The organism is Micromonospora sp. NPDC047548, from assembly GCF_040642975.1.
In the GTDB taxonomy this organism is placed as follows: Bacteria; Actinomycetota; Actinomycetes; order Mycobacteriales; family Micromonosporaceae; genus Micromonospora.
Map to the genome: position 1 here is coordinate 14525 of NZ_JBEYTI010000017.1, position 26879 is coordinate 41403.

A 26879-nucleotide genomic window follows, 5' to 3' on the forward strand; every position below is an offset into this window, starting at 1 on the left:
GGTCACCACACCCAGCCGCACGCGGATCGAGTCGGTCGGGCACTCAGGCATCCCGCCGACGCAGCACCAGGTAGCCGCCGACGAGGGCAGCGACAGCCCAGAGCGCGACGATGCCCAGCCCGGTCCAGGGACCGTAGGCGCGGGCCCAGCGCGGGTCATCCGGCGGCCCGGCCAGGTGCATGATCACCCAGCCCGCCTGATCCGGCAGGAACTGCGCGACGGTCTTCACCTTCGGAATGTTGCCGAGCCCCTGCGAGTTCAGCAGGAGCAGCGGGATCAGGATTCCGAGCGACAGCGCCGAACTGCGCAACATCGCCGCCACCCCCATGGCGAACAGGCAGATCAGCATCAGATAGAGCCAGGCCCCGACCATCGCCTGCGGCACCCCGTCCGCGCCGAGTGAGGTCTTGCGTGGACCGAGCGCCGGCTGCGCCACGACGAAGGTGACCACCACGGTGACCAGCGAGACGACGGACACCACCAGCGCCCCGGCGACCAGCTTGCCGCCGTAGAACAGGCCACGGCGGGGTACCGCCGCCAGTGACGCGCGAATCGTGCCGGAGTGGTACTCGCCACTGACCACGAGCACCGCGAACGCCACCAGGGCGAGCTGACCGAGGGTGAGGCTGTAGAACGTGGCGAAGAGCGGGTCGAAGTATCGCTGCGGGTCCGACGGGCCGTTGCGGAAGCTGAGCCCGACCAGCGCGGCAAAACCGACGCAGACCACGAAGCCCGACGTCAGGGTCCAGCCGGTCGACCGGACAGTCCGGATCTTGGTCAGTTCGGCGGCGAGGACCGCGACGGCCCTCATCGCTGTCCCCCCAGGGCCCGGTACTCGACGGTGTCCCCGGTGAGCCGCATGAACGCCTCCTCCAGCGTGGCCGTCTGGGTGCTGACCTCGTGGACGGTCAGGCCGTTCGCGGCGGCCAGCTCGCCGATCTTCGCGGCTTCCGCCCCGGGGCTCTCCAGTGCGCCGTCCGCCGCCTGCTGCACCGGGATGCCGGCCGCCGTCAGCGCGTCGCGCATCCGCTCCGGCTCCGGCGTCCGGATCCGGACGTACGAGCGGGCGTGAGCCTCGATGAAGTCACGGACCGTGGTGTCGGCGAGCAGCCGACCGCGACCGATCACGATGAGATGTTCCGCGGTGAGCGCCATCTCGCTCATCAGGTGACTGGAGACGAAGACGGTCCGCCCCTCGGCGGCCAACCCCTTCATCAGGTTTCGGATCCACCGCACGCCCTCCGGGTCCAACCCGTTGACCGGCTCGTCGAAGAGCAGCACCGGCGGGTCGCCGAGCAGCGCGGCGGCGATGCCGAGCCGCTGGCCCATGCCGAGCGAGTACCCCTTGACCCGTTTCCTCGCCACGCCGGTCAGACCGACCAGCTCCAGGACCTCCCGCACCCGGGCCTTCGGGATCCGGTTGCTCTGCGCCAGCCACAGCAGATGGTGGTACGCGCTGCGACCGGGGTGCACCGCCCCGGCCTCCAACAGGGCGCCGACCCGGCGTAGCGGTTCGGGCAGCCGCCGGTAGTGCGTGTCGCCGATGAGAACCTGGCCGCCCGAGGGCCTTTCAAGGTCCAGCATCATCCGCATCGTGGTGGACTTCCCGGCGCCGTTCGGCCCGAGAAACCCCGTCACCTGGCCCGGCCGTACGGTGAAGGAGATCCCGTCCACCGCGACCGTGCTCCCGTACCGCTTGCTGAGGTTGTGCACGTGAATCACCGGGACCAGGCTAGGGACCGGACGGAACGCGGGCAGTCCTCGAAGGTTGTCGGTCTCCGTCGCCAAAGTTGATCCGGGTCGCGTAATAGCCTGCTGGACGTGGGCACGTATCTTCTCGCCGCGGTCGTGGTCATCGTGGACACTCGACTCCTGATGGCCGCCCACTCCGACGGCCTGCCCCCGGCCGCCGTCGTGGGCTACGCGCTGACTGTCGCGCTGGTGGTCGCCCTGCGGTATTGGAGCCCCCCGGCCTCGTTCGTGGTCGCGCTGGTGCTGGCCACGCTGACCGGCGGCACGTACGTGCTGTTGCTCTGGGCCGCCTACCAGGCCGGGCGGGCGGTCATCTCCGGAACCGGCACCGCCGTGGTCGTCGGCGCGGCAGTCGGCGGTCTCGGCGCGCAGCTCGTGACCCGGGCCGGGCAACCGCGGGCGATCGCGCCCCTCGCCACCGCGTTCATCGTGTTCGTCGCGCTGCCCCTGGTGGTCGGCAGGTATCTCGCACAGCACGAGCGGCTGGTGTCGGCGCTCGGCCAGAACAACCGGCAGCTCCGCCGGGAACAGGAGATCATCGCCGAACGGGAACGGCTCGACGAACGGCTGCGGATCGCCCGGGACATGCACGATTCGCTCGGCCACCGGCTCAGCCTGGTGTCGGTCCAGGCAGCCGCACTCGAGGTGTCGGAGCTGCCATCGCGACAACAGCAGGCGGTCCGGCAACTGGCGACCGCGACGCGCGGGGCGATGAACGAGCTGTACGAGCTGGTGGGGGCGCTGCGCGAACGGGACGAGGCACTCCCCGGGGCACCGGGTGTGCCGGCGATCGGCCGGCTGGTGGCGGAGTTCCAGGCAGCCGGGGTGTCGGTGACGCTGCGCGAACGCGGCGAACCGCTCCCGCTGTCGACAGCGGCCGGGCAGGCGGCGTACCGGGTGGTCGAGGAAGGGCTGACCAATGCCGTCAAGCATGCCCCGGGTCAGCCGGTCACGGTGAACGTCGGGTGGGAGGATGGCGCGCTGCTGCTCACCATCGCCAATCCGCTGGCCGACCCGCCGACCTCACGGAACACCGTCGGGGCGGGCCACGGTCTGACCGGGTTGAGCGAGCGGGTCCTCCCGGCCGGTGGGTTCCTGGATCACCGGCTGGCCGGGGGGTCGTTCCGGCTCTGCGCGATGCTGCCCTGCGTACCGCCCGGCGTCGCGGAACAGCCGGCCGACGACAGCCATCCGACGACGATCGGCCGCTTCCGCGCGGTCGCTGTCGGGTTCGCCGCCGCGACGCTGATGTTCGTGGTCCTGCCCGCGACCATCCTGGCGGGGGTGGGCTGAGTGATAAGAGTGCTGGTCGCCGACGACGAACCACTGATCCGGGCCGGCATCCGCACCGTATTGGAATCAGCGCCGGACATCACGGTCGTCGCCGAGGCGGAGAACGGCCGGACAGCCGTGGCGGAGGCGGTCCGACACCACGTCGACGTCGCGCTGATCGACCTCAAGATGCCGGTGCTGGACGGACTGGGCGCGATCGAGGAGCTACGTCGACAGGTGCCCGGGCTGCGGGTGGTGGTGCTGACGTCCTTCGGCGCGGAACCGAACGTGCTGCACGCCCTCCAGCACAGCGCGGCGGGATTCGTGCTCAAGAACTGCACCCCCGACGAGCTGGTCCGCGCGGTCCAGGCGGCGTACGTCGGCGACGCCTGGCTCTCCCCCGCCGTGACCCGCCTGGTGCTGGGCATGGTCACGCCGGTGACCGCCCGACGCCGGCAGGATGCCGGCGAACGGCTGCGCGCGTTGACGTCCCGCGAGAGGGAGGTCGTGGGGCTGGTGGCCGAGGGCCTGTCCAATGCCGAGATCGGCCGGCGGCTGCACATGAGCGAGACGACCATCAAGACCTACGTGAGCCGGATCCTCACCAAACTGGACTGTGCGAACCGCGTCCAGGCGGCCCTGCTGGTCCGCGACACCGAGGGCCGTTAGCAGGCTGGCGCTGCGGGCCGCCGCCGGCCCTACAGTGCCGGCCCGGACCCACGGTTCAGGGTCGGGCCGGCACCGTCGGAACGTCGTCGCGGGCTACAGAGCCGGTGGGGTGAACGTGCCGACCGTGGACTCCAGCGCGGCCGCGACCCGGTACATCCGGTCGTCGGCCATCGTCGGGGCCATGATCTGCAGGCCGACCGGGAGCCCGTCGGAGAGCCCGCACGGCACCGAGATGGCCGGTCCGCCGTACAGGTTGGCCGGGATGGTGAACAGGTCGGCCAGGTACATCTGGTACGGGTCCGACGTGCGCGCCCCGATCGGGAAGGCCACGAACGGGGTGGTCGGCGAGATCAGCGCGTCCACCCGCTCGAACGCCGAGGTGAAGTCCCGGGTGATGAGGGTGCGGACCTTCTGCGCCTGCCCGTAGTAGGCGTCGTAGTAGCCCGAGGAGAGGGCGTACGTACCGATCATGATGCGCCGCTTGACCTCGGGGCCGAAGCCGGCCTCCCGGGTCAGCGACATGACCTCCTCCAGCGACCGGTTCCCGTCGTCGCCGACCCGCAGGCCGAACCGGACGCCGTCGAAGCGGGCCAGGTTGGAGGAGCACTCGCTCGGTGCGATCAGGTAGTACGCCGGCAGCGCGTACTTGAAGTGCGGGCAGGAGATCTCGACGATCTCGGCGCCCAGCTTCGCCAGCGCGTCCACCGACTCGCGGAACGCGGCCATCACGCCCGGCTCGGCGCCCTCGCCGGTGAACTCGGTGACCACACCGAGCTTCACCCCGGTCAGGTCGCCGGTCGCGCCGAGCTTCGCCGCGCCCACCACGTCCGGCACCGGCTGTGGAATGGAGGTCGAGTCGCGCGGGTCGTGGCCGCCGATCACCTGGTGCAGCAGCGCGGCGTCCAGAACGGTCCGCGCGCACGGGCCGGGGGTGTCCAGCGACGAGGAGAACGCCACCAGGCCGTACCGGGAGGTACCGCCGTAGGTGGGCTTCGCGCCGACGGTGCCGGTGACCGCGCCGGGCTGGCGGATCGAGCCGCCGGTGTCCGAGCCGATCGACAGCGGCGCCTCGTACGCGGCCAGCGCGGCGGCGCTGCCGCCACCGGAGCCGCCCGGGATCCGGTCGGTGTCCCATGGGTTGCGGGTCGGGCCGTACGCCGAGTATTCGGTGGAGGAGCCCATCGCGAACTCGTCCATGTTGGTCTTGCCGAGCATCACCGTGCCGGCGTCGCGCAGCCGCTGCACGATGGTCGAGTCGTACGGCGGGCGCCAGCCCTCCAGGATCTTCGACCCGACGGTGGTCGGCACGCCCTTGGTGGTGAGCACGTCCTTGACCGCGACCGGCACGCCGGCCAGCGGGCCCAGCTCCTCGCCGGCGGCCCGGCGCTCGTCAACGGTGCGGGCGGCGCTCAGCGCGCCCTCGGTGTCGACGTGCAGGAAGGCGTGCACCCGGTCGTCCACGGCGGCGATCCGGTCCAGGTGGGCCTGGGTGACCTCGACGGCGGAGGTCTCGCCGCTGGCGACCAGCCCGGCGATCTCCGTCGCGGTCATTCTCGTCAGGTCACTCATGAAGCCACATCCTCGTCCAGGATCCGCGGTACGCGGAACCGCTGCTGGTCGACGTCGGGCGCGCCCGACAGCGCCTCCTCCGGGGTCAGACACGGCGTCACCACGTCCTCGCGGAGCACGTTGGTCAGCGGCACCGAGTGGGAGGTCGGCGGGATGTCCGCCGCGGCGACCTCGCCGACCTGGGCCACCGACTGGAGGATCACGTCGAGCTGGCCGGCGAAGACGTCCAACTCCTCCTCGGTGACGGCGAGCCGCGACAGTCGCGCCAGGTGCGCGACCTCCTCGCGGGAGATGGCGGCCATCGGTGCCCCCTTCGTGGCTGTCCTGCTGCGTCTGCGGTCTGCCGGCCGCGCGGTCTCCGGTGAGAGGACGCGCGGTGACCGGAGCGAGTCTATTGTCCTGCGGTCGCGCCGACGCCTCCGACTCCCCCTCCGCCCCGGGCGGACCGGTCGACGCGGCCTCAGCGGGTGGGCCGGTGCGGCACCTCGGCGTCCTGGCCGCCGGCCGGGCGCACCGGCCGGTACCGGGTCAGCCAGGTCGCCAACTCCTCGGCCGGCATCGGCCGGGCGTGGAACCAGCCCTGCGCCACGTCGCAGCCGGCCGCGTGCAGCATCCGCCAGGTCCGCTCGTCCTCCACGCCCTCGGCGACCACCCGCAGGCCGAGCGCGCCGGCCAGCTCGATCATCGACCGGACGATCGCCGCGTCGTCGGCGTCGTCGGCCATCCCGAGGACGAACGACCGGTCCACCTTCACCTCGGCCAGCGGCAGTCGGCGCAGGTGCTGCATCGACGAGTACCCGGTGCCGAAGTCGTCCAGGGAGATGGCCACCCCGATCCGGTGCAGCCGGGAGATGGTGGTGAGCACCCGCCGGGGGTCGGCCATCAGCGCCCCCTCGGTGATCTCCAGTTGCAGGCGCTCGGGGGGCACCCCGAAAGCGGCCAGCCGGTCGGCGATCCGGTCGGCGATCTCGCCGGTGTGCAGGTCGCGGACGCTGACGTTGAGCGCCGCCCGCAGGTGGATGCCGGCCGCCGACCACTTGGCCAGCTGCTCCACCACGTCGTCGACCACCCGCTGGGTGAGCAGCCGCATCACCGCGCTCTGCTCGGCCACCCGGATCAACTCCTCCGGGTCCACCATGCCCCGGCGCGGATGCCGCCAGCGCAGCAGCGCCTCCACCCCGACGACCTCGCCGGTGGCGATGGCGATCTGCGGTTGGTAGTACATCGTGATGGCGCCGACGTCGGCCGCCGCGTCCTCGGCCCGTTCCACCGGGGCGGGGGCGGCCGGCACCTTGGGCCGCTCCGGCCCGGTGGCGGGCTGCCCGGCGCGGCGACGGGTCGGGTCGGCGCCGGTCAGGATCCGGTTCAGCAGCTCGTCGGCGCCGTCCACCGCCACCCGCGCCCGCCTGCGCCGCGGCCACCGCCGCGTCGACCCGCCGGCGCCGTCCGCCCCGGCGGCGAGCCGGGAGGGCAGCGCGGCGCCGTCCCCGCCCCGCACGGTCCGCCCGGCGGGCGGCCCCGCCTCGAGTACGCGGCGCAGGTCGGCCAGGAGCCCCAGACGCTCGGCGGAGTTGTGGTCGGACTCGGCGGCGTAGACGGCGGCGGTGTCGTTGCGCTGCTTGGCGTCGTACATCGCCACGTCGGCGTGGCGCATCAGGGTGGCGAAGTCCTCGCCGTGCTCGGGGAAGAGGGCGATGCCGATCGAGGCGCCCACGTCCAGCGGCAGCCCGTCCAGCGACACCGGTTCGGTGAGCGCCGCGACCACCCGGTCGGCCAGCTCGCGGGCCTCGTCGACGCCGGCGAGCCGGCCGGCGACGATGGCGAACTCGTCCCCGCCGAGCCGGGCCAGCATGTCCCGCCCGCCGACGACGTCGACCAGCCGGGCGCTCACCTCGACCAGCAGCCGGTCCCCGACGGCGTGGCCGAGCGCGTCGTTGACGTTCTTGAACCGGTCCAGGTCGATCAGAAGCAGGGCGAGGTGGGCTTCCGGGTCGCCCTTGGCGACCCGCTCGGCGTGCAGGTGCACCTGCTCGGCCACCTCGGCGAGCAGGGCCTTGCGGTTGGGCAGGCCGGTGAGCGGGTCGAGGGCGGCGAGGTGCTCCTGCTCGGCGGCGAGCCGGGACATCCGGTAGACGGCGAAGAGCGGCACCAGCACCAGCGGGATCAGCGCGGCGCTGGCCCGGGCGGCGGTGACCAGCACCGGGGCGAGCAGCAGCAGCGAACCGGTGGAGAGCAGCTCGTACGGCAGCGCCTGGCGTACGCTCGGCCACCACAGGCCGCCGAAGCGCAGCCGCAGCGCGCTGCTGACCAGGCCGTAGTTGACGGCGAACCAGGTGACCGTCGCGCCGCCGACCGCGGCCACGCCCGTCCAGCCCAGCCGGCCACCGTCGAACAGCCCGCCCGGCCCGAGCCGGAACACCAGGTACGCGGCGCCGAGCGCGCAGGCGTACTGGGCGGCGTTGAAGGTGGTCCGCCAGAGGGCGTGGCGCAGCCGCCAGCCGGAGACGGCGACCGCGACGGCCTGCACCGCCACCGCCGGGCCCAGCCCCCAACCGAGCAGGATCGCGAAGGTGAAGCAGGTGGACGGAAAGACCGCCGAGGTGTGCCGCCGGCCGGGCGGGACGAAGGGGCGCGCGTCGCAGGCGACGGCGAGCGCCGCCATGGTCCAGAACGCCACCGGCAGCCGGGGCAGCCGGTCGGGAAGCCCGGTCAGCGGCAGGGCGGCGACCAGCAGCGCCAGGCCCACCACCGCCGCGACGAAGCCGGCGAACCGCGCCTCCCGTCCGGGTGGGACGGAATTGCGGGGGTCGGCGGTCTCCATCGCACCTCCCGGGCATGCGGGCCGCGGTGCGCGCCGGCCGCACACCGTGCCCCAATGAAACGCCCTGAGCGGCCGGACCCCGACACGACAGTCACGAATCGGTCGTAGTCGTAATTAAGTTGGTATACGACCCCAAGATCCCCCGCCGCCCACCCGGGTCATCCCTCGACGCGGGCGAGCTCCCGGGCCGCGTCCGGGCCCCGATCGAGCAGCACCCGGAAACCGTCCTCGTCGAGGACCGGCACCTTGAGGGCGGCCGCCTTGTCGGCCTTGGAACCGGGGTTGTCGCCGACCACCACGAAGCCGGTCTTCTTGGAGACCGCGCCGCTGACCTTGCCGCCCCGGCTCTGGATCGCCTCGGACGCCTGGTCCCGGCTGAACCCGGCGAGGGTGCCGGTCACCACCACGGCGACCCCCTCCAGCGGGCGCGGCCCCTCGTCGACCGCCTCCTCGGCCATCCGTACGCCCGCCCTGGCCCACTTCTCCACGATCTCGCGGTGCCAGTCGACGGCGAACCACTCCTTGATGCTGGCGGCGATGGTCGGGCCGACACCGTCCACCGAGGAGAGTTCCTCCTCGGTGGCCGCGTCGATGGCCTCGATCGACCGGAAGTGCCGGGCGAGGGCCCGCGCCGCGGTGGGGCCGACGTGCCGGATGGAGAGCGCGGCCAGCACCCGCCACAGGTCGCGTTCCTTGGCGACGGCGAGGTTGTCCAGCAGCTTGGCGGCGTTGCTGCCGAGGCTGCCGTCCTTGTTGACGAAGAACGGCGAGCGGGCGAGCTGCTCGGCGTCGAGGGAGAACAGGTCGCCCTCGTTCGTGATGATCTGCGCGTCCACCAGCGCGGCGGCGGCCTTCTCGCCGAGCGCCTCGATGTCGAGCACCTTGCGGCTCGCCAGGTGGTAGACCCGCTCGCGGATCTGCCCCGGACAGGTACGCGCGTTGGGGCAGCGGATGTCGACGTCGCCCTCCTTGGCCGGCGCCAGCGGGGTGCCACAGGCCGGGCAGGTGGTCGGCATGACGAACGGGCGGGCGTCGGCGGGCCGCAGGTCGACCACCGGGCCGAGCACCTCGGGGATCACGTCGCCGGCCTTGCGCAGCACCACCGTGTCGCCGATCAGCACCCCCTTGCGCTCCACCTCCCGCGCGTTGTGCAGGGTCGCCAGGGCGACCGTGGAGCCGGCCACCCGCACCGGCTCCAGCACGGCGAAGGGGGTGACCCGGCCGGTACGCCCGACCCCGACCTCGATGTCGAGCAGCTTGGTGGTCACCTCCTCGGGCGGGTACTTGAAGGCGATCGCCCAGCGCGGTGCCCGGCTGGTCGAGCCGAGCCGGCCCTGGATGGAGACCGGGTCGACCTTGACCACCACACCGTCGATCTCGTGCTCGACATCGTGCCGGTGCTGGGCGTAGTGGGCGATGTAATCCGCGACGCCGGCCAGGTCGGGCACCACCCGCCAGCGGTCGCTGGTCGGCAGGCCCCACGCCTTCAGCGCCGCGTACGACTCGGACTGGGCGGTCGGCCGGAAGCCGCGCCGGGCGCCGATGCCGTGCACCACCAGGCGCAGCGGCCGGGACGCGGTGATCCGCGGGTCCTTCTGGCGGAGGCTGCCGGCGGCGGCGTTGCGCGGGTTGGCGAAGGGCGCCCGGCCCTGCTCGACCAGGCCGGCGTTGAGGTCGGCGAAGGCGGCCACCGGGAAGTAGATCTCGCCGCGCACCTCCAGCAGCTCGGGCAGCTCGCCGAACTCGGCCGACGGGGTCAGCCGGGCCGGCACGTCCCGGATGCTGCGGACGTTCGCCGTCACGTCCTCGCCGGTGCGCCCGTCGCCGCGGGTGGCCGCGCGGACCAGCCGCCCCCGCTCGTAGGTGAGGTTGATCGCCAGGCCGTCGACCTTGAGCTCGCAGAGGTAGGGCACCGGTCCGCCGGCGTCCCGCTCGACCCGCTCCGCCCAGGCGGCCAACTCCTCGTCGGCGAAGGCGTTGTCGAGGGAGAGCATCCGCTCGGCATGGGTGACCGGGGCGAAGTCGGTGGAGAAGGCACCGCCGACCCGCTGGGTGGGCGAGTCGGGGGTGCGCAGCGCGGGGAACTCCGCCTCCAGCGCCTCCAGCTCGCGCAACCGCTGGTCGAACTCGGCGTCGGAGATGGTGGGCGCGTCGAGGACGTAGTAGCGGTACTGGTGGTCGGTGAGCTCCTGGCTCAGCGTGGCGTGCCGCTCCCGCGCCTCGGGGGTCGGCTCGCCGCCGGCCGCCGCCTCCTGCGCGGGGCTGACCTGCTGAGGGATCGCTTCTTCGGACACCCTGCCGCCTCCGGACACCAGTGGGATCTCCCCGTGATCACGCTACCTCCGCACCGTATCGGGCCGGTCGGACAATCCCCCGCCTCCCCCGCCGCGCCCGATGGGCGGCCAGGCCCGGACCGTGCGAGGATCGCCGCACGTCGGGCGGCCGGGCGACCGCCGGGAGAGGCAGGGGTACGGATGCCCGAGTGGGTGTGGTGGGCGGTACTGGTCGTGCTGGCCGTGGCCGCCGGTTGGGCCTGGAACGAGTGGCGGCGGCGCGGCGGCCGCCCGTCCGGCGGGGGCACCCGCACCCGGCCCGAGCGGGGCACGCCGCTCCGGGACCGGGCCCGCCCGACCGCGCCGCCCCGCCCGCGCACCCCCACGGGTACGCCCCGGCCGGGCGAGATCTGGTGGGCGGACGTCCCGTACCACGACGGCACCGGCTCGAAGGTGCGCCCCTGCCTGGTGCTGCGCGCCGACGACCGGGGCGCCGCGGTACTCAAGATCACCAGTCAGGACAAGAGCAGCCGCGACGACCACGTGCGCATCCCGACCCGCGACTGGGACCCCGACGCCGACCACGACAGCTGGCTCGACCTGGCCGAACCGGTCCACGTCCCGACGAGCGCCTTCACCAACCGCGCCGGCACCTGCGACCCGTCCCTCTGGCAGCGTCTCAGGTCCCTCCCCCACCTCCCCACCTGACCGCGCCCCACCCACCCCGTCCCCTGCGTCGGTCACGAAGTTGACGGCACTGGTCGATCGTCGAACTGTCACCGACTCCATGATCCGGCGGGGGGTCCGACGGGTCCGGGGTCAGTCCCAGGGGGTGGCGAGGGTGGTGAGGTGGTCGGCGTACTCGATGCGGATCCGCCAGGTGTGGGGCCAGGCGGCCATGCCGTGGGCGGCGCCGACGAAGGCCCCGGCCAGCGCGGCGATGGAGTCGGAGTCGCCGGCGGTGGTCGCGCCCCGGGCGATCGCGCCGACCGGGTCGTCGGGGTGGCGCAGCGCGCAGAGCAGGGCGGTGGCCAGCGCCTCCTCCGCGATCCACCCCTCGCCGGTGTCCCGGCACGGGTCGCCGCCGTCGTCCGGTCGGCCCAGCGCGGCGGCGAGCCGCTCCAGCACGCGCCGGCACTCGTCCCACCCGCGGGCGATGAACTCCTCCGGGGACGCCGCGCCGGGCCGCTGCCAGAGGTCGCCGAGCCAGTCGGCGTGGTAGACCCGCCGCTGCTCCCGGGCCCGCGCGGCGAGCAGGTCGGGCAGCTCGGCCAGACCCGCGCCGTCGCGCAGCAGCCGCACCGCGTACGCGGTCAGCTCGCTGGCCGCCAGACCGGTCGGGTGGCCGTGGGTGAGCCCGGCCTGGAGCTGGGCCAGCCCGGCGAGGGTGTCCAGGTCGACGTCGAGCAGCCCGACCGGGGTGACCCGCATGTTCGCGCCGCACCCCTTGGAGTCGGCCACGGTCGCCTCCTGCCAGCGCACCCCCCGGCTGAGCTCCGCGCAGGCCCGCAGGCAGGTCATCCCCGGGGCGCGGTTGTTGTCCGGGCTGACCGCCCAGTCGAGGAAGCGCTGCCGCAGCAGCGGCTCGACCACCTCCGGGGTGTACGCGGACGCGTCGTGCAGCGCCCACGCCACGGCCAGGGCCATCTGCGTGTCGTCGGTGACCAGCGCCGGATCCCCGACCAGCTCACGCGGGCCGCCCGGGCCGTAGCGGCGGGTGATCTCGGCGACGGTCAGGAACTCGGTCGGCTTGCCGAGGGCGTCCCCGTAGGCGAGACCGAAGAGCGAACCGGAGGCACGGCGGGGCGAGGAGTCGATCACGCCCGTGATCATGCCGCCCGGCCGCAACCGTTGCTGATCCCATCGTCGGGTCTCAGCAATCCGTGCGTTTCCGCATGGAAGGTCCGTAACGGTGTCACCGCAATGTGGGGGTCGTGGTGTCCTGATGACGGTCTCTCGCTTCCGTCTGCCGCTGTCGCGACAGGGTTGTGCCACCTGCCCGTCCCGCCCCGGCCATACGGCTGGGGTGGGTGACGCGGGTCTTCTGGTCGGCTCCACGAGGCTTCGGCGCTTTCGCGCCCCGGTCTCCGGCCACTCCGGTACCGGTGGTGCTGGCCGCCGCAAGGGCGGCGAGGTTGCGGGCGGCGTTAGCGTCCCGGTCCATCACCAGGCCGCATACATCGCAGCAGAACGTGCGCGTGTGCAGCGGCAGTTTGGCTTTCACCGCGCCGCACCCGCAGCAGGTCTTCGAGGAAGGGAACCAGCGATCGGCGACGTGGACCTGTCCGCCGTTCCAGCTGGTCTTGTAGGTCAGTTGTCGCCGGGCGCCTGCCCGGTGCGCCGGTCCGGCCCTTGGCGGCGGGAAACCCGCCGCGACAGGCGTGTGAGGGCCTTCAGGGCGGTGTCGTAGTGCGCCGGGTTGGGCACGTGGCGGATCTCGCCTTGACTGTCGGCGAGGACGGCGAGGCATTTCACGCCCAGGTCCACCCCGACCGCGACGTCCGGGCGGGCCGGGGTGCGTTCGGCGCGTTCGACCTCGACTTGGAAGGAGACGAACCAGCGCCCGCGTTCGAACCTCACAGTGGCGCAGAGGCTGCGGGCGCTGCCGCCCGCGATACGGCGCTCAAGCTTGCGGGTGGATTCGTGGGTGCGGATCGTGCCCAGTCTGGGCAGGGTGACATGACGGCGGTCCGGCTCCACACGGATCGTGCCGGTGGTGAATCGGCAAGCCAAGCGCGCCTTGTGTTTCAACTTCCGGCGGGGCACACCCATCCGCCCACCCTTACGCTGCCCACGCTTGGACCTGGCGTAGTTGTCAAACGCCGCGGCGGCGTTGGCGAGGCCGGTGTTGTAGGCCTCCTTGGAGTTCTCCTCCCACCAGCCGGCAAACCGCGGATCGGTGCGCTTGACCTGATTGAACGCCTTACGCAGGGCCGGCAGCGACCACGGCCGCCACTCGGTCAACTCCGGCCCAGCGAGCCCGTAGGACTCTTCGGCGCGGCGCTGCCACCACGACGCCGACACCCAGCCCACCGCCAAGCAGTCTGATAGTGCACACCGTTGCGTGCCGCCCACTCGCCCAACCTCACACGACAATCCTATAAAGAAATTGATAGAAGTTGAAACAACGCGCAACAGCTAGCAACCCCCGCCGGGCGCGACGGGATCAGTCCCAGCAGAGGCAGAACGGGTGGCCGGACGGGTCGGCGTAGACCCGGAAGCCGTCACCCTCGCCCGGCAGTCGGCGCGCGCCGAGGGCGAGCGCCGCCTTGTCCGCCACCTCGATGTCGTCGACCGTGACGTCGAGGTGGAACTGCTGGGGCCGCTCCGGGTCCGGCCAGGCCGGGGCCCGCAGGTCGGGCGCCTGCTGGAAGGCGATCCGGGGCTGGTGCCCCGGCGGGCCACCGAGCACCACCCAGTCGTCGCCGTCGGAGTTGTCCTCAACCAGCGGCAGGCCGAGCAGCTCCGCGTAGAAGCCGGCCAGGGCCCGCGGGTCGGGGCAGTCGATCACCACTGAACGCAGCTGTCCAATCATGACGGCCATCCTGCCCGCCGGGTACGACAGCAAACCTCAGTCCTCGTGCAGGCGCCGGCCGGCGTCCCGGCAGGCGGCCAGCACGGCCCGGGCGTACTCCGGGGTGGCGTTGGCGAGACCGCAGGCGGGGGTGACCACCACCTGCTCGGCGAGCTGCCGGCGCGGGAAGCCGAGACGGTCCCAGAGCGCGCGTACCCGGTCGGCGACCTGGGCCGAGGTCGGCGCGCGACCGGCGGACGGCGGCAGCGTGGGCGCGGCGCCGGCGAACAGCCCGAGCCCGGCGTCGATCGCCTCGCCGAGCGGGTCCAGGTCGGTGACCAGGGCGAGGTCCAGCGCCACGGCGACCGCCCCGGCCGACCGGATCAGCTCAAGCGGCACGTCCGGCGCGCAGCAGTGCACGACGGTCGGCGCCCCCGCCGCCTCGATGACGCCGCGCAGCAGCGCGCGGGCCACCTCGGACTCGACCGGGCGGTGGGTGCCGAAGCCGCTCTCGGTGGGCACCCGCCCGGCGAGCACCGCCGGCAGGGACGGCTCGTCGAGCTGGAGCAGCACCGACGCCCCGGGCAGCCGGCGGGCCACCGCCTCGACGTGCAGCCGCAGCCCTTCGGCGAGGGACCCGGTCAGGTCGCGCACCGCGCCCGGGTCGCGCAGCAGCCGCCCGCCGATCGGCAGCTCCAGCGACGCGGCCAGCGTGAACGGGCCACCCGCCTGGATCTTCACCGGCCCGGCGTACCCCTCGGCCTGTTCGGCGAGCTGGTCCAGGTCGCGCTCCATCAGGTCCCGGGCCCGGCGCAGGTCCCGGCCGGGTCGCGGCGCGATCCGCCAGCGGGCCGCGTAGAGCTCGACCGGCAGCTCCACCAGCAACCCGCCGGTACGCCCGACCAGGTCGGCGCCCGGCCCACGCGCGGGCAGTTCGGGCAGGTGGGGCAGGGCGGGCAGCTCGCCGAGGACGACCCGCTGCGCTTCGGCGATGTCGGTGCCGGGCAGCGAACCGATGCCGGTCGCCGCCCCCACGGGCCAGGGCCAGGGCTGATCAGTCACGGCCGAAGGGTATCCGCTTCGACGCGGACGGCACCCCCGGTCAGCCGGTGATGGTGGCCGAGCCGAGCACCACGTCCCCGACCGGGTCCGGCCGGTACGCGACGATCGCCTGTCCGGCGGCCACCCCGCGCACCGGACGGCGCAGCTCGGCGTGGAGCGTGTCGTCGGCCAGGTCGACGGTGGCGGGAACCACGTCACCGTGGGCCCGCAACTGCACCTCGCACTCGACCGGCGCGGTCGGCCGTTCGCCACCGGTCCAGACGGGACGGGTGGCCCGTACCCGCGAGACGTCCAGCGCCTCGGCCGGGCCGACGGTCACCGTGTTGGTCTTCGGGGTGATGGAGAGCACGTAGCGGGGGCGGCCGTCCGGGGCGGGACGGTCCAGGTGCAGGCCGCGCCGCTGCCCGACCGTGTACGCGTACGCGCCGCTGTGGCTGCCCACCACCGTGCCGGTGAGCGCGTCGACCACGTCGCCGGGCGCCTCGCCCAGCCGGCCGGCCAGGAAGCCGCGGGTGTCGCCGTCGGCGATGAAGCAGATGTCGTGCGAGTCCGGCTTGTCGGCCACCGCCAGCCCGCGCCGGGCCGCCTCCTCCCGGACCTGCGTCTTGGTGGAGTCGCCGAGCGGGAAGAGGGACCGGTCCAGCTGCTCGCGGGTCAGCACGGCGAGGACGTACGACTGGTCCTTGGCGAGGTCGACGCTGCGGCGCAGCAGGCCGTCCGCGCCGAGCCGGGCGTGGTGGCCGGTGACCACCGCGTCGAAACCCAGGGCCACCGCCCGGTCCAGCACCGCCGCGAACTTGATCTTCTCGTTGCAGCGCAGGCAGGGGTTCGGGGTACGGCCGGCCGCGTACTCGGCGACGAAGTCGTCCACCACGTCGGCGTGGAACCGCTCGGCCATGTCCCAGACGTAGAACGGGATGCCGATCACGTCGGCGGCCCGCCGGGCGTCCCGGGAGTCTTCCAGCGTGCAGCAGCCGCGCGCCCCGGTGCGGTAGGTCTGCGGGTTGCGGGCCAGCGCCAGGTGCACCCCGGTCACGTCGTGCCCTGCCTCCACGGCGCGCGCCGCCGCGACGGCGGAGTCCACCCCGCCCGACATCGCCGCCAGAATCCTCACCGTGCCACCTCGCTCACCCCACGACCCTATCCGCCGTTGCACCACCGACCCCACCCCCGGCCACCGCCCCCGGGCCCCGTCACCCCCATCCGCGCCAACGGGCACCGACGGTGGGGACGAACCGGACGAGCCGTCCCGGTCGGCCCGCCGGACGGGCCGGTCGCGGGCGGGAGAGGTCAGCGGGGGGTGCGGAGGGCGGCGGCGCGGCGGGCGCGGTCGACGGCCGCCGGGAGGGCCGCGATCAGGGCGTCCACGTCTGCGGGGGTGCTGGTGTGTCCGAGGGTGAAGCGCAGCGAGGAGCGCGCCCGGTCGTGGTCGGCGCCCATCGCGATCAGCACGTGGGAGGGCTGGGCCACCCCGGCCGAGCAGGCGGAGCCGGTGGAGCAGGCGATGCCCTGGGCGTCGAGCAGGAGCAGCAGCGCGTCCCCCTCGCAGCCGGGGAAGGAGAAGTGCGCGTTGCCCGGCAGCCGGTCGGTCGGGTCGCCGTTGAAGACCACCTCGGGCACCGCCTCGCGGACCCGCCGGACCAGGTCGTCGCGGAGCTCGGCGACCCGTACGGCGTACTCCTGCTGGCCCTTCACCGCGGCCTCGACGGCGACCGCGAAGGCCACGATGCCGGCGGCGTCGAGCGTGCCGGAGCGGACGTCGCGCTCCTGGCCGCCGCCGTGCAGCAGCGGGGTGGCCGCCACGTCGCGGGCCAGCAGCAGGGCGCCGACCCCGGTCGGGCCGCCGAGCTTGTGCCCGGTGACGGTGAGCGCCGAGATGCCGCTGGCGGCGAAGTCCACCGGCACCTGCCCGACCGCCTGGATGGCGTCGGTGTGGAACGGCACCCCGTGCGCGGCCGCCACCGCGGCCAGCTCGGCCACCGGCTGGACGGTGCCCACCTCGTTGTTGGCCCACATCGCGGTCACCACGGCGACCCGGTCGGCGTGCGCGGCGAGGTCGGCGCGCAGCCATTCCGGGTCCAGCCGGCCGGCCGCGTCCACCGGCAGCCAGCCCACCTCGGCGCCCTCGTGGGCGGTCAGCCAGTCCACCGCGTCGAGCACCGCGTGGTGCTCGACGGCGCTGGAGACCACCCGGGCCCGGGCCAGGTCGGCGGCGCGGCGGGCCCAGAAGATGCCCTTGACCGCGAGGTTGTCGCTCTCCGTGCCGCCGCCGGTGAAGACGACCTCGGAGGGGCGGGCGCCCAGCGCGGCGGCGACCCGTTCCCGCGACTCCTCCACCCGCCGCCGGGCACGCCGGCCCGCCGCGTGCAGCGACGACGCGTTGCCGACCTCGCGGGCGGTGGCGACGTACGCCTCCAACGCCTCGTCGAGCATCGGGGTCGTCGCCGCGTGATCCAGGTATGCCATCACGTTCAGCCTAACGGCCGAGGGCCGGCCCGCCGGACGCCGGACCACCGGACCCGGGGCCCCTCGTCGGGGCGGGAAGGGCGCCGGAGGGCGCCGCGCGACCCGTCCGGGGGACGCGCTGCTCCCGCTGCCACCAGGTATCGACCTTCGGGCATACTCGGTGGTCGGCGCCTTCGCCGAGGAGCCGACAAGCCCGCCCACTCCGGCGACAGCCTGCCGAGGGGCACCCTGACGGGCTGATCGGCGGGCCGGCTCAGCTCCCCGGCCCGCCGATCAGCTCCCTTCTTCCCCGCCCGCACCTAGAGGCAAGGGGCGCGGGTCCCGCGGGTTCTGCGGGGCGCGCGGGGTGGGTCACTTGCGCTTGCGGATCTCCTCGGCGGCCTGGGGGACGACCTTGAACAGGTCGCCGACCACGCCGAAGTCGGCCAGCTCGAAGATCGGGGCCTCGCCGTCCTTGTTCACGGCGACGATCGTCTTCGAGGTCTGCATGCCGGCCCGGTGCTGGATGGCGCCGGAGATGCCCAGCGCGACGTAGAGCTGCGGGGAGACGGTCTTGCCGGTCTGGCCCACCTGGAACTGGTGCGGGTAGAAGCCGGAGTCGACCGCCGCGCGGGACGCGCCGACGGCGCCGCCGAGCAGGTCGGCCAGCTCCTCGACCAGCTTGAAGTTGTCGGCGTTGCCGATGCCACGACCACCGGAGACCACGATGCCGGCCTCGGTGAGCTCGGGCCGGGAGCCCTTCTGCTCGGCGACCCGGTTGACGACCTTGGCCAGCTTGTCGGCGTCGGTGACGGCGACGGTGAGCTGCTCGATCGCCGGGGTGGCCGGGGCCGTGGTCGGGTTGACCGAGTTCGGCCGGACGGTGACCAGCGGCAGGCCCTTGGTGACCTTGGACTTGACGATGGTGGAGCCGGCGAAGGCGACCTGGGTCGCGGTGCCGTCGGCGGCCAGGCCGACCACGTCGGTCAGGATGCCGTTGTCCAGCTTCACGGCCAGCCGGGCGGCGATCTCCTTGCCCTCCTGCGCGGAGGCGAGCAGCACGGCGGCCGGCTGCACCCGCTTGACCAGCTCGGCCAGCACGGTGGCCTTCGGGGCCACCAGGTAGCCGTCGATCTCCTCGCTCTCAGCGGCGTAGATCTTCTCCGCGCCGTACTCGCCCAGCTTGGCGCTCAGCGCCTCGGCGGCGCCGGCGCCACCGAGCACCACCGCGCTCGGGGTGCCCAGCTCGCGGGCGAGGGTGAGCATCTCCAGGGTGACCTTCTTGACGCCGAATTCCCGGGTGGCTTCGACGACGACGAGAACCTCAGACATGTCCAGACCTCTCACACGAACTTCTCGGTGGCGAGGAACTCGACCAGCTTCACGCCGCCCTCGCCCTCATCGGTGATCTTCGCGCCGCCGGAGCGCGGCGGGCGCTTGGTGTGCTCCAGCACGGTGCTGGTCGCACCGTCGAAGCCCACCTCGGACGGGGCGACGCCGAGGTCACCCAGGGAGAGCGTCTGCACCGGCTTCTTCTTCGCGGCCATGATGCCCTTGAAGGACGGGTAGCGCGGCTCGTTGATGGTGTCCCAGACGGAGACCACGGCCGGGGTCGAGGCGGTGACCACCTCGTAGCCCTCCTCGGTCTGCCGCTCGACGGTCAGCGTGGCGCCGTCGACGGTGAGCTTGCGGGCGCCGGTCAGCGCCGCGACGCCCAGCCGCTCGGCGATCATGTGCGGCATGACCTGGACCCGGCCGTCGGTGGACTCGGCACCGCAGATCACCAGGTCCGCGCCGAGCTGACCGAGGGCGGCGGCGAGGACCTTCGAGGTGGTCACGGCGCAGGAGCCGTGCAGAGCGTCGTCCACCACGTGCACGGCCTTGTCCGGGCCCATGGACAGCGCCTTGCGGATCGACTCGGTCGCCCGGTCCGGACCCATGGTCAGGATCGTGACCTCGCCACCGTGCGCCTCCTTGATCTTCAACGCCTCCTCGATGGCGTACTCGTCCATCTCGTTGATGACGTTGCTCGCCGAACCGCGGTCGACGGTGTTGTCGTCAGGACGCAGGTTGCGGTCCGCGCCCGAATCGGGCACCTGCTTGACGAGTACGACGATGTTCATCGCGTTTCGACGACCCTCCTGTTGGTGTGGCGATCGCTCGCCCGGTCACGGCGCAGCCTCGCGCGTCCGTTGACGCCTGGTCAACCGCGGGCGCTGTGCAGTTGCCCACGACGCAATGTTACCTGTCAGTAGCATTTGCTTCCCGGCCACTCAGAGTGACACAGCTCACCGGAGCCGCGCGCCCGGCTAAACTCATGAACCGGAGGTGTCGTGACATGTCGGGGCAGAATGCGGGCCGTCCGGACGGGGCGGCTCTCGGCGACGACGGCGCACCGGAGCCCTGCGGGCGGCCGGCGGCGCCCGAGGCGTACCGGTGTGCCTGCGGCCGGGTCCGGGACGTCTGCGTCCGCGACACCGTGCACACCGTCTGGGCCGCGCCCGGGAATGACCCGGCCGGCGGGCCGTCCCCCGTCCGTGCGTAGCGGTCACGCCGGCTCGGCGAGCGCTTCCCTGATCCGGTCGATCACGGCCGCCTCGGCCGCTCCGACCCCCCGGTGCGCCCGGGCCACCCGGTCGGCGGCGGCCAGCACCACGTCCCGGTACCCGGCCAGGTCCTCCGGCGCCTTCTGCCGCAGGATGTCGACCGCCCGACCGAGCGCGGGCAGCACCACGGACTCGATCTCCAGCGCCGAGTCCCGGGGCAGCCGGGGCAGCGGGCCGGTGGTGAGCGCCTCCTTCACCACCCCGCTGGCGCCGTTGAGCGCCCCGGACGCGGCGATGCTCTCCCGGATCATGGCGAACATGCCCGGATCGGCGTTCGACACCAGAAAGATCGCGCCGAAGGCGCCGGTCTTGAGGGTGAGCCGCTCGTCGTCCGTCAGCCGCTGCTCCATCATCACGGAGTGTAGACGTACGGGGTGGTCGTGGTGACCGGTACGAAGCCGAGCCGCTCCAGGATCGGCCGGCTGTCCTCCGAGGCGTCCACCTGGAGCAGTGCCTTGCCCCGCTGGTCGGCCAGGCGCGCCCGGTACGCCACCAGCGCCCGGTAGATGCCCCGGTGCCGCCACTGCTCCAACGTCGAGCCGCCCCACAGGCTGGCGAAACCGGTGTTCGCCAGGTATCGGACCCAGCCGGCGCTGACCACCGTGTCGCCGGCCTCGGCCACCACCACGGTGATCGACTGAGGGTCGGCGGCGATCTCCTTCTCCAGCCCGGTCACCAGGTGGCTCCGGTCGGACTGCCACACCTCCTCCTCCATCGCGGCGATCCGCTCCAGGTCCTCCCGGGAGGTGACCTCGCGCAGGCGTACCCCCTCGGACAGGACCGGGACGGCGGCGGCCAGCGGCGCGACCGGCCCGATCAGGACGGTCTCCCGGTCCTCCGGCACGAACCCGGCGGCCCGCAGCCGGTCGGGCAGGTCGGCGGGCTCGTCGTGGGCGTTCAGCTTCCACTCCACCGACTCGCCCCGCTGCCGGAACAGCTCGACCTGCCGGGCGATCAGCGCGTCCAACTCCGCGCCGGCCAACCCGTCCAGCGTCCGGTACGTGAGGAAGCCGCCGTGGTCGAAGCCGAGGATCCGGACCAGCGGGCCGTCCCGTTCGATGGTCACCCCGGTCGGCACCGGGTCGGGAATCTCCGGGCGGATCTGGCTGTCGTACGCGGCGCGCAGCGCGCCAGGCTCAAGATCGGTCATCCGTCCAGGCTATGCCGGGCACAAAGCGGATAATCGATCCCGTGTGGCAGGCGATCAGACGGTGGTTCGACCCGTCAGAGCTCAGGTCGGTCGGTACCACCCCCGACTACCGCTTCTCCCTGGCCAACGAACGCACCTTCCTGGCCTGGCTGCGGACCGCGCTGGCGCTGGTCGCCGGCGGGCTGGGCGCCGCCCAGTTCCTGCCGCCGCTGCCGCTGCGGCACCTGCGGGAGGCGATCGCGGTCGGGCTGCTGCTGCTCGGCGGCGCGGTGGCCGTGCGGGCGGTGGACCACTGGGCGCGTACCGAGCGAGCCATCCGGCTCGGCGAGGAGCTGCCGGCCTCCCGGTTCCCCGCCGTGCTCGCCCTGATCGTCGGGCTGGGCGCGCTGCTGCTGGTGGCCGCGGTGCTGACCAGGGGGGTCGGCGGCCGATGACCGGCGACCCCGGGCTGCAACCGGAGCGCACCCGGCTGGCCTGGCGGCGCACCGCCCTGGCGCTCACCGTGGTGACCGTGCTCGCGATCCGGCTCGCCCTCACCGGGGACGCGGCCGGCGCGCTGCTCGCGGCGGCCGTGGTGCTGGTCTGGGCCGGGGCGCTGACCGTCTGCTGGCGCCGGGCCGCGGGCACCGGGCCGATCCGGGTCGGCTCGCGGGCCCTGCCCTCGGTCGCCCTGGCCACCGCCGCGCTGGCGCTGCTGGCCGTGCCGCTCGTGCTACGCGGGATGTGATGACGGGCGGCGGTGCGTCATCATGAAGGCATGGCCCGGTTGTCCCTTCTGCTCTTCGCGGTCCAGATCGTCCTCGCCGTCTGCGCGCTGATCAGCTGCCTCTCCGCCGACGAGGGGGACATCCGGGCGCTGCCGCGCATCGCGTGGGTGCTGATCATCCTGTTCTTCCCGCTGGTCGGCTCGATCGCCTGGTTCCTCGCCGGCCGCACGGCGACCCCGACCCGGCCCGGCCCGGCCGGCCCCGCCCCCGCCGGACGGGACCGGCCCCGACCCGTCGCCCCCGACGACGACCCGGAGTTCCTCAAATCCATCGCCGAACGCTCCCGACGCGACGACGAGGAGCTGTTCCGTCGCTGGGAGGAGGACCTGCGCCGCCGGGAGGACGACCTGCGCCACCGCGAGGGCGACCCGCCGCGCGAGGAGGACCGCCCGGAGGTGTAGGTGCGGACACGCGCGGCGGCCCGGATGGGAGACCGCCGCGCGAGCCCGTCCGGGTCACACCCGACGCTTGAGCGCCCGCACCGCCAGCGGAGCGAAGAGCACCGCGATGCCGGCGCCCCACAGCAGGGTCCGCAGCGTCGGGCCGGCGACCGGACCGCTGACCAGCAGCCCCCGCAGCGCGTCGGCGACGACGGTGACCGGGTTGACCTCGACCCAGTTCTGCAACCAGCCGGGCATCCGGTCGGTCGGCACGAAGATGTTGCTGGTGAAGGTGAGCGGGAAGATCACCATGAAACCGAAGATCTGCACCTTCTCCGGCTCGCTGACCAGCACCCCGACCAGCACCGAGATCCACGACGCGGCCAGGGTGAACGCCAGCAGCAGGGCGAACGCGGCCAGCACGCCGAGCACGCCGGTGCCGACCCGGAAGCCGAGGATCAACCCGACGCCGAGCAGCAGCGCGATCGACCAGGCCTGCTTGACCGTGTCGGCGAGGATCCGGCCGGCCAGCGGCGCCCAGCGGGCGATCGGCAGCGCCCGGAGCCGGTCGAAGACCCCCTTGGTCAGGTCGTTGTTCAACCCGAACCCGGTGGTCATGGTGGCGAAGAGCGCGTTCTGCACCATGATGCCGGGCAGCATGAAGGTCAGGTACTCGCCGGAGGAGCCGGCGATGGCCGTGCCGAAGACGTACGTGAAGAGCAGCACGAACATCACTGGCTGGATGCTCAGGTCGAGCAGTTCCATCGGGTTGTGCTTGATCTGCACCAGGCTGCGCCAGGCCAGGGTGAGGGTGTGCCGCAGGCCGGCGCCGACGCCGAGCCGGCGGGCCGGGGCGAGCGGGGTAGCGGTCGCGGTGGCGGTGGCGGCGGTCATGCCGGGGTCCCTTCGAGTAGGTCGGCGGGCGCGTCCTGCTCGGCCCGGTGGCCGGTGAGGGAGAGGAAGACCTCGTCCAGGCTGGAACCGCGCAGGGCCAGCTCGGCCACCTGGACCTCGGCGGCGTCGAGGCGGCGGACCACCGCGGGCAGCACGCCCGGGTCGTTCACCGGCACGGTGACGGTGGTCTGGGCGACCTCCGGGGTCGCTCCGGCCACCTCGCCGGCGATGGCCCGCACGGTCGGCAGGTCGGCCGGGTCGACCGGCCGCACAGCGAGCACCTGCCCGCCGGTCTTCGTCTTCAGCTCCTCGGGGGTGCCCTGGGCGATCACCCGCCCGTGGTCGACCACCGCGATCTGGCCGGCGAGCAGGTCGGCCTCCTCCAGGTACTGCGTGGTGAGCAGCACGGTCACCCCGTCGGCGACCAGGGTGCGCACGATGTCCCACAGCTCGTTGCGGCTGCGCGGGTCCAGCCCGGTGGTCGGTTCGTCGAGGAAGAGCAGCTGCGGCCGCCCGACCAGGCTGGCCGCCAGATCCAGGCGGCGGCGCATGCCACCGGAGTAGGTCTTGGCCGGCCGGCCGGCGGCGTCGGTGAGCTGGAAGTCGGCGAGCAGCTCGGCGGCGCGGGCCCGCGCCGCGGCCCGGCTGAGCCCGAGCAGCCGGCCGATGAGCAGCAGGTTCTCGGTGCCGGTGAGGGTCTCGTCGACCGAGGCGTACTGGCCGGTGAGACCGATCAGCTGGCGCACCCGGTGGGCGTCGCGGCGGACGTCGTACCCGCCGACGGTGGCGTGCCCCTCGTCGGCGGCGAGCAGGGTGGCGAGCACCCGTACCGCAGTGGTCTTTCCGGCGCCGTTGGGGCCGAGCAACCCGAAGACCGTCCCCGTGGGAACCTCCAGGTCGACCCCGGCGAGGGCGGTGGTGGCACCAAAGCGGCGCACCAGCCCCTCGGCGCGGATCGCGTATGTCATCAGGCTCTCCGATCGTTATCGCTGGTCACCCAACGATGAGCGAGGGGTCTGACGTTACGGTGACGGCCACCGACATTCCGCTGATTTTGCTGTTGACAGAACGCGACCGCCGCCGCCGGTCAGCCGGCGGCGGCGGTCGCGGCGTCGTGGTCAGGCCAGGTTCGACGAGCGGGGGTACGCGTCGGCCGGGTCGGTGAGCACGTTGACCAGGTACGGCACCCCGGCATCGAAGGCGCGGGCCAGGGCCGGCCCGAGGTCGGCCGCCTTGGCCACCGTCTCGCCGGCCCCGCCGAGCGCCTCGACCACCTTGTCGTAGCGCAGCTCCGGCTGGAGATCGGCGGCGACGTCGTAGCCGTACATGGCCCGCATCGGGTGCTTCTCCAGCCCCCAGATGCCGTTGTTACCGACCACGATGACCACCGGGAGCTTCTGCCGGACCAGGGACTCCACGTCCATCAACGAGAAACCGGCGGCACCGTCGCCCATCAGCACGCAGATCTGCCGGTCCGGGTGGCTGACCCGAGCCCCCATCGCGTAGCCCATGCCGGTGCCGAGGCACCCGTACGGGCCGGGGTCGAGCCAGGTGCCGGGCTGCGCCGGCTCCAGGTAACGGCCGGCGTACGAGACGAAGTCGCCGCCGTCGCCGATGGTGATCGCGTCGGCGGCGAGCACCCGGCGCAGCTCGCCGTAGACCCGGGCGGGCCGGATCGGGTCGGTGTCGGCGGCCATCTCCTCGGCGTCGCGGGCCTTCGCGGCGTCCTCGGCGGCGCGCAGGCCGGCGATCCAGTCGGCGTGGTCGACCCGGTCGCCGGTCTGCCCGGCCACTGCGGAGAGGATCAGCCGCAGGTCGCCGGCGGGGCTGGCGGCGGGCTGGACGTGGGTGGCCCGCTGGCTGGGGGCGTCGACGATGTGCACGACCGCCGCGTCGCCGAAGTCGCCGAAGCTGAGCCGGAAGTCCAGCGGGGTGCCGATGACGACGACCACGTCGGCGCCCTTCAGGGCGACCCGCCGGGCCTTGGCGAAGGCGAGCGGGTGCTCCGGCGGCAGCGCGCCGCGCCCCATGCCGTTGGTGAAGACCGGCACCCCGAGCGCCTCGGCGGCCTCGCGCAGAGCGGCGACGGCGTCCCCGGCGTACACGTCGGAGCCGGCGATGATGACCGGGCGCTGCGCGCCCAGGATCAGGCGACCGGCGGCGGCGACCTCGTCCGGGTCCGGTTCGACCGGCGCGACGGCGGCCGGCGCGGGCAGGTCGGCGTCGCCGACGGAGAAGACCGCCTCCAGCGGGAAGTCGAGGAAGACCGGGCCCCGGTGCGGGGTGAGCGCCGCGGTGAGCGCGGCGGTGACGGCGCGCGGGATGTCGTCGGCGCTGAACACCGTCTCGGCGTGCTTGGTGACCGGGGCGACCAACGGCAGGTGGTCCATCTCCTGGAGGCTGCCCGAGCCCCAGCGGAACTGGGGCGCCCGCCCGCCGAGCACCAGCACCGGGGAGGCATTGAACCACGCGCTGGTCAGCCCGGAGACGCCGTTGGTGACGCCGGGGCCGGCGGTGAGCACGGCCAGGCCGGGGCGGCGCTGGAGCTTGGCCACCGCCTCGGCGGCGAAGACGGCCGACTGCTCGTGCCGGACGTCGTAGATCGGGAACCCGTGCTTGTGCGCGGCGTCGTAGAGCGGGAAGACGTGCCCGCCGGAGAGGGTGAACATCTCCCGTACGCCGTTGGCGCGCAGCGCCGCCAGCGCCAGCTCCCCGCCGTGACCCTCGACCCGTTCCGTCATCGCCGCTCCCCTCGTCTGCTGACCGGGGTCACACGTTACTGGCCGGTACGGAGGATGTGAACACTTCTCGGTTCGGGGCCGGACGACCGGGCGGGTCGCCGGCCCCGACCGGGGCTCAGCGGCCGGTGAAGTCCGGCTTGCGCTTCGCCACGAACGCCGCCATGCCCTCGCGCCGGTCGTCGGTGGCGAAGAGCGCCGCGAAGAGCTGGCTCTCCCAGGCCAGACCGGAGTTCAGGTCCATGTCGAGGCCGCCGTCGACGGCGAGCTTCGCCGCGCGCAACGCCTGCACCGGGCCCGTCAGGTACGGGGTCACCAGCTCGACGGCCGTGTCGTAGACCTGCGCGGCCGGGGCGACCCGGTCGGCCAGGCCGATCCGCAGCGCCTCCTGGGCGTCCACCATCCGGCCGGACATGATCAGGTCCTTGGCGCGGGCCGGGCCGACCAGGCGGGCCAGTCGCTGGGTGCCGCCGGCGCCGGGGATGATGCCAAGCTTGATCTCCGGCTGGCCGAGCTTGGCATCCTCGGCCACCACCCGCCAGTCGCAGGCCAGGGCCAGCTCGCAGCCGCCGCCGAGGGCGTACCCAGTGATCGCGGCGACCACCGGCTTGGGGATCCGGGCGATCGCGCCGAGCGCGCTGGACAGGTCCGCGGCCCGCTCCGCCATGTCCACGTAGGACATGTCGGCCATCTCCTTGATGTCCGCGCCGGCGGCGAAGACCTTCTCCCCGCCGTACACGATGACGGCGCGGACGCTCGCGTCGGCGGTGGCCGCCGCGGCGGCGGCGCGCAACTCCTCCTGCACCTGGGTGTTGAGCGCGTTCATCGGCGGCCGCTCCAGCCGGATGGTGCCGATGCCGTCCCTGGTCTCCAGCCGCACGAACTCGCTCACGCTGCCCTCACTTCCTCGTCGAAGTCGCGTGCCAACCTTACGGCCCGGTCGTTGGGGTACGTAGGCTGGTGTCAG

The 26879-nt window shown here is 73.4% G+C and carries 28 protein-coding genes; 7 read left to right on the forward strand and 21 right to left on the reverse strand.

What is annotated here, in order from left to right; all coding sequences use genetic code 11:
- Positions 1-43: 43 nt before the first annotated feature.
- Positions 44-811 (reverse strand): ABC transporter permease subunit, encoded by a 768-nt coding sequence (locus ABZ807_RS18745; RefSeq protein ID WP_357159123.1) that lies wholly within the window; start codon positions 809-811, stop codon positions 44-46.
- Positions 808-1722: an ATP-binding cassette domain-containing protein gene (locus tag ABZ807_RS18750; protein WP_357159126.1), complete on the reverse strand. Its 915-nt coding sequence runs from the start codon at positions 1720-1722 to the stop codon at positions 808-810. The genes ABZ807_RS18745 and ABZ807_RS18750 overlap by 4 nt, the downstream gene beginning before the upstream one ends.
- Positions 1723-1821: 99 nt before the next feature.
- Between ABZ807_RS18750 and ABZ807_RS18755 the strand changes: the two genes are divergently transcribed.
- Complete coding sequence (locus ABZ807_RS18755; protein ID WP_357159129.1) at positions 1822-3045, forward strand: histidine kinase; 1224 nt, start codon at positions 1822-1824, stop codon at positions 3043-3045.
- Positions 3046-3693, forward strand: coding sequence for a response regulator transcription factor (locus ABZ807_RS18760; RefSeq protein WP_357159132.1), 648 nt, complete (start codon positions 3046-3048; stop codon positions 3691-3693).
- A 93-nt stretch (positions 3694-3786) separates the two neighbouring features.
- On the opposite strand, the gene gatA is transcribed toward ABZ807_RS18760, so the two are convergent.
- The 4 genes from gatA to ligA form a co-directional block, all read right to left on the reverse strand.
- Positions 3787-5262 (reverse strand): Asp-tRNA(Asn)/Glu-tRNA(Gln) amidotransferase subunit GatA, encoded by a 1476-nt coding sequence (gene gatA, locus ABZ807_RS18765; RefSeq protein ID WP_357159135.1) that lies wholly within the window; start codon positions 5260-5262, stop codon positions 3787-3789.
- Positions 5259-5564, reverse strand: a complete 306-nt coding sequence (gene gatC / locus ABZ807_RS18770; RefSeq protein ID WP_210777086.1) for an Asp-tRNA(Asn)/Glu-tRNA(Gln) amidotransferase subunit GatC — start codon at positions 5562-5564, stop codon at positions 5259-5261. Before gatC ends, gatA begins: the two co-directional genes overlap by 4 nt.
- A gap of 158 nt (positions 5565-5722) precedes the next feature.
- Complete coding sequence (locus ABZ807_RS18775) at positions 5723-8083, reverse strand: EAL domain-containing protein (protein ID WP_357159139.1); 2361 nt, start codon at positions 8081-8083, stop codon at positions 5723-5725.
- A 158-nt stretch (positions 8084-8241) separates the two neighbouring features.
- A complete protein-coding gene (ligA, locus tag ABZ807_RS18780; protein ID WP_357159142.1) occupies positions 8242-10377 on the reverse strand; it encodes an NAD-dependent DNA ligase LigA in 2136 nt (711 codons plus the stop codon).
- Between the two features lie 180 nt (positions 10378-10557).
- On the opposite strand from ligA, the gene ABZ807_RS18785 reads away from it, so the two are divergent.
- Positions 10558-11064, forward strand: a complete 507-nt coding sequence (locus ABZ807_RS18785; RefSeq protein WP_357159145.1) for a type II toxin-antitoxin system PemK/MazF family toxin — start codon at positions 10558-10560, stop codon at positions 11062-11064.
- 111 nt (positions 11065-11175) lie between these two features.
- Here ABZ807_RS18785 and ABZ807_RS18790 read toward each other — a convergent pair whose 3' ends face one another.
- The 9 genes from ABZ807_RS18790 to ABZ807_RS18830 all read right to left on the reverse strand — a co-directional run bounded on the left by ABZ807_RS18790 (position 11176) and on the right by ABZ807_RS18830 (position 19500).
- Entirely contained in the window at positions 11176-12189 is a 1014-nt protein-coding gene (locus ABZ807_RS18790) for an ADP-ribosylglycohydrolase family protein (RefSeq protein ID WP_357159148.1), read from the reverse strand.
- Between the two features lie 82 nt (positions 12190-12271).
- Positions 12272-12670 carry a zinc ribbon domain-containing protein gene (locus ABZ807_RS18795; RefSeq protein ID WP_357159428.1) on the reverse strand — a complete coding sequence of 133 codons (399 nt, stop codon included), beginning with the start codon at positions 12668-12670 and terminating at the stop codon, positions 12272-12274.
- Entirely contained in the window at positions 12667-13389 is a 723-nt protein-coding gene (locus ABZ807_RS18800) for a transposase (protein ID WP_357159151.1), read from the reverse strand. Before ABZ807_RS18800 ends, ABZ807_RS18795 begins: the two co-directional genes overlap by 4 nt.
- 133 nt (positions 13390-13522) lie before the next feature.
- On the reverse strand, positions 13523-13891 hold the full coding sequence (locus ABZ807_RS18805) for a VOC family protein (protein ID WP_357159154.1): 369 nt from the start codon (positions 13889-13891) through the stop codon (positions 13523-13525).
- 36 nt (positions 13892-13927) lie between these two features.
- The gene (locus ABZ807_RS18810) at positions 13928-14932 is read right to left on the reverse strand and encodes a methionine synthase (RefSeq protein WP_357159157.1); all 1005 of its coding nucleotides are present in this window, start codon (positions 14930-14932) and stop codon (positions 13928-13930) included.
- Between the two features lie 40 nt (positions 14933-14972).
- On the reverse strand, positions 14973-16046 hold the full coding sequence (mnmA, locus tag ABZ807_RS18815; RefSeq protein WP_357159160.1) for a tRNA 2-thiouridine(34) synthase MnmA: 1074 nt from the start codon (positions 16044-16046) through the stop codon (positions 14973-14975).
- A 176-nt stretch (positions 16047-16222) separates the two neighbouring features.
- Positions 16223-17398, reverse strand: coding sequence for a cysteine desulfurase family protein (locus ABZ807_RS18820; RefSeq protein WP_357159164.1), 1176 nt, complete (start codon positions 17396-17398; stop codon positions 16223-16225).
- A gap of 351 nt (positions 17399-17749) precedes the next feature.
- Positions 17750-18709 (reverse strand): electron transfer flavoprotein subunit alpha/FixB family protein, encoded by a 960-nt coding sequence (locus ABZ807_RS18825; protein ID WP_357159167.1) that lies wholly within the window; start codon positions 18707-18709, stop codon positions 17750-17752.
- Between the two features lie 11 nt (positions 18710-18720).
- A complete protein-coding gene (locus ABZ807_RS18830) occupies positions 18721-19500 on the reverse strand; it encodes an electron transfer flavoprotein subunit beta/FixA family protein (RefSeq protein WP_357159170.1) in 780 nt (259 codons plus the stop codon).
- 215 nt (positions 19501-19715) lie between these two features.
- Between ABZ807_RS18830 and ABZ807_RS18835 the strand changes: the two genes are divergently transcribed.
- Entirely contained in the window at positions 19716-19922 is a 207-nt protein-coding gene (locus ABZ807_RS18835; protein ID WP_357159173.1) for a hypothetical protein, read from the forward strand.
- Positions 19923-19925: 3 nt separating this feature from the next.
- Here the strand turns inward: ABZ807_RS18835 and ABZ807_RS18840 are convergent, their stop codons facing one another.
- Positions 19926-20333: a hypothetical protein gene (locus ABZ807_RS18840; RefSeq protein ID WP_357159176.1), complete on the reverse strand. Its 408-nt coding sequence runs from the start codon at positions 20331-20333 to the stop codon at positions 19926-19928.
- A gap of 2 nt (positions 20334-20335) precedes the next feature.
- Complete coding sequence (locus ABZ807_RS18845) at positions 20336-21133, reverse strand: GNAT family N-acetyltransferase (RefSeq protein WP_357159179.1); 798 nt, start codon at positions 21131-21133, stop codon at positions 20336-20338.
- A gap of 41 nt (positions 21134-21174) precedes the next feature.
- Here ABZ807_RS18845 and ABZ807_RS18850 point away from each other — a divergent pair, with 41 nt between their 5' ends.
- The 3 genes from ABZ807_RS18850 to ABZ807_RS18860 are packed head-to-tail and all read left to right on the forward strand — an operon-like array spanning position 21175 to position 22301.
- Positions 21175-21567 carry a DUF202 domain-containing protein gene (locus tag ABZ807_RS18850; protein ID WP_357159182.1) on the forward strand — a complete coding sequence of 131 codons (393 nt, stop codon included), beginning with the start codon at positions 21175-21177 and terminating at the stop codon, positions 21565-21567.
- A complete protein-coding gene (locus ABZ807_RS18855) occupies positions 21564-21860 on the forward strand; it encodes a DUF202 domain-containing protein (RefSeq protein ID WP_357159185.1) in 297 nt (98 codons plus the stop codon). Before ABZ807_RS18850 ends, ABZ807_RS18855 begins: the two co-directional genes overlap by 4 nt.
- Before the next feature lie 30 nt (positions 21861-21890).
- Positions 21891-22301, forward strand: coding sequence for a PLDc N-terminal domain-containing protein (locus ABZ807_RS18860; protein WP_357159188.1), 411 nt, complete (start codon positions 21891-21893; stop codon positions 22299-22301).
- Between the two features lie 54 nt (positions 22302-22355).
- Here the strand turns inward: ABZ807_RS18860 and ABZ807_RS18865 are convergent, their stop codons facing one another.
- From ABZ807_RS18865 to ABZ807_RS18880, 4 genes are all read right to left on the reverse strand, one after another.
- Entirely contained in the window at positions 22356-23174 is an 819-nt protein-coding gene (locus ABZ807_RS18865; RefSeq protein ID WP_357159191.1) for an ABC transporter permease, read from the reverse strand.
- Positions 23171-24142 carry an ATP-binding cassette domain-containing protein gene (locus ABZ807_RS18870; RefSeq protein WP_357159194.1) on the reverse strand — a complete coding sequence of 324 codons (972 nt, stop codon included), beginning with the start codon at positions 24140-24142 and terminating at the stop codon, positions 23171-23173. Before ABZ807_RS18870 ends, ABZ807_RS18865 begins: the two co-directional genes overlap by 4 nt.
- Before the next feature lie 150 nt (positions 24143-24292).
- Positions 24293-25915 (reverse strand): acetolactate synthase, encoded by a 1623-nt coding sequence (locus ABZ807_RS18875; protein WP_357159197.1) that lies wholly within the window; start codon positions 25913-25915, stop codon positions 24293-24295.
- A gap of 115 nt (positions 25916-26030) precedes the next feature.
- A complete protein-coding gene (locus tag ABZ807_RS18880) occupies positions 26031-26804 on the reverse strand; it encodes an enoyl-CoA hydratase-related protein (protein ID WP_357159200.1) in 774 nt (257 codons plus the stop codon).
- Between the last annotated feature and the right edge of the window lie 75 nt (positions 26805-26879).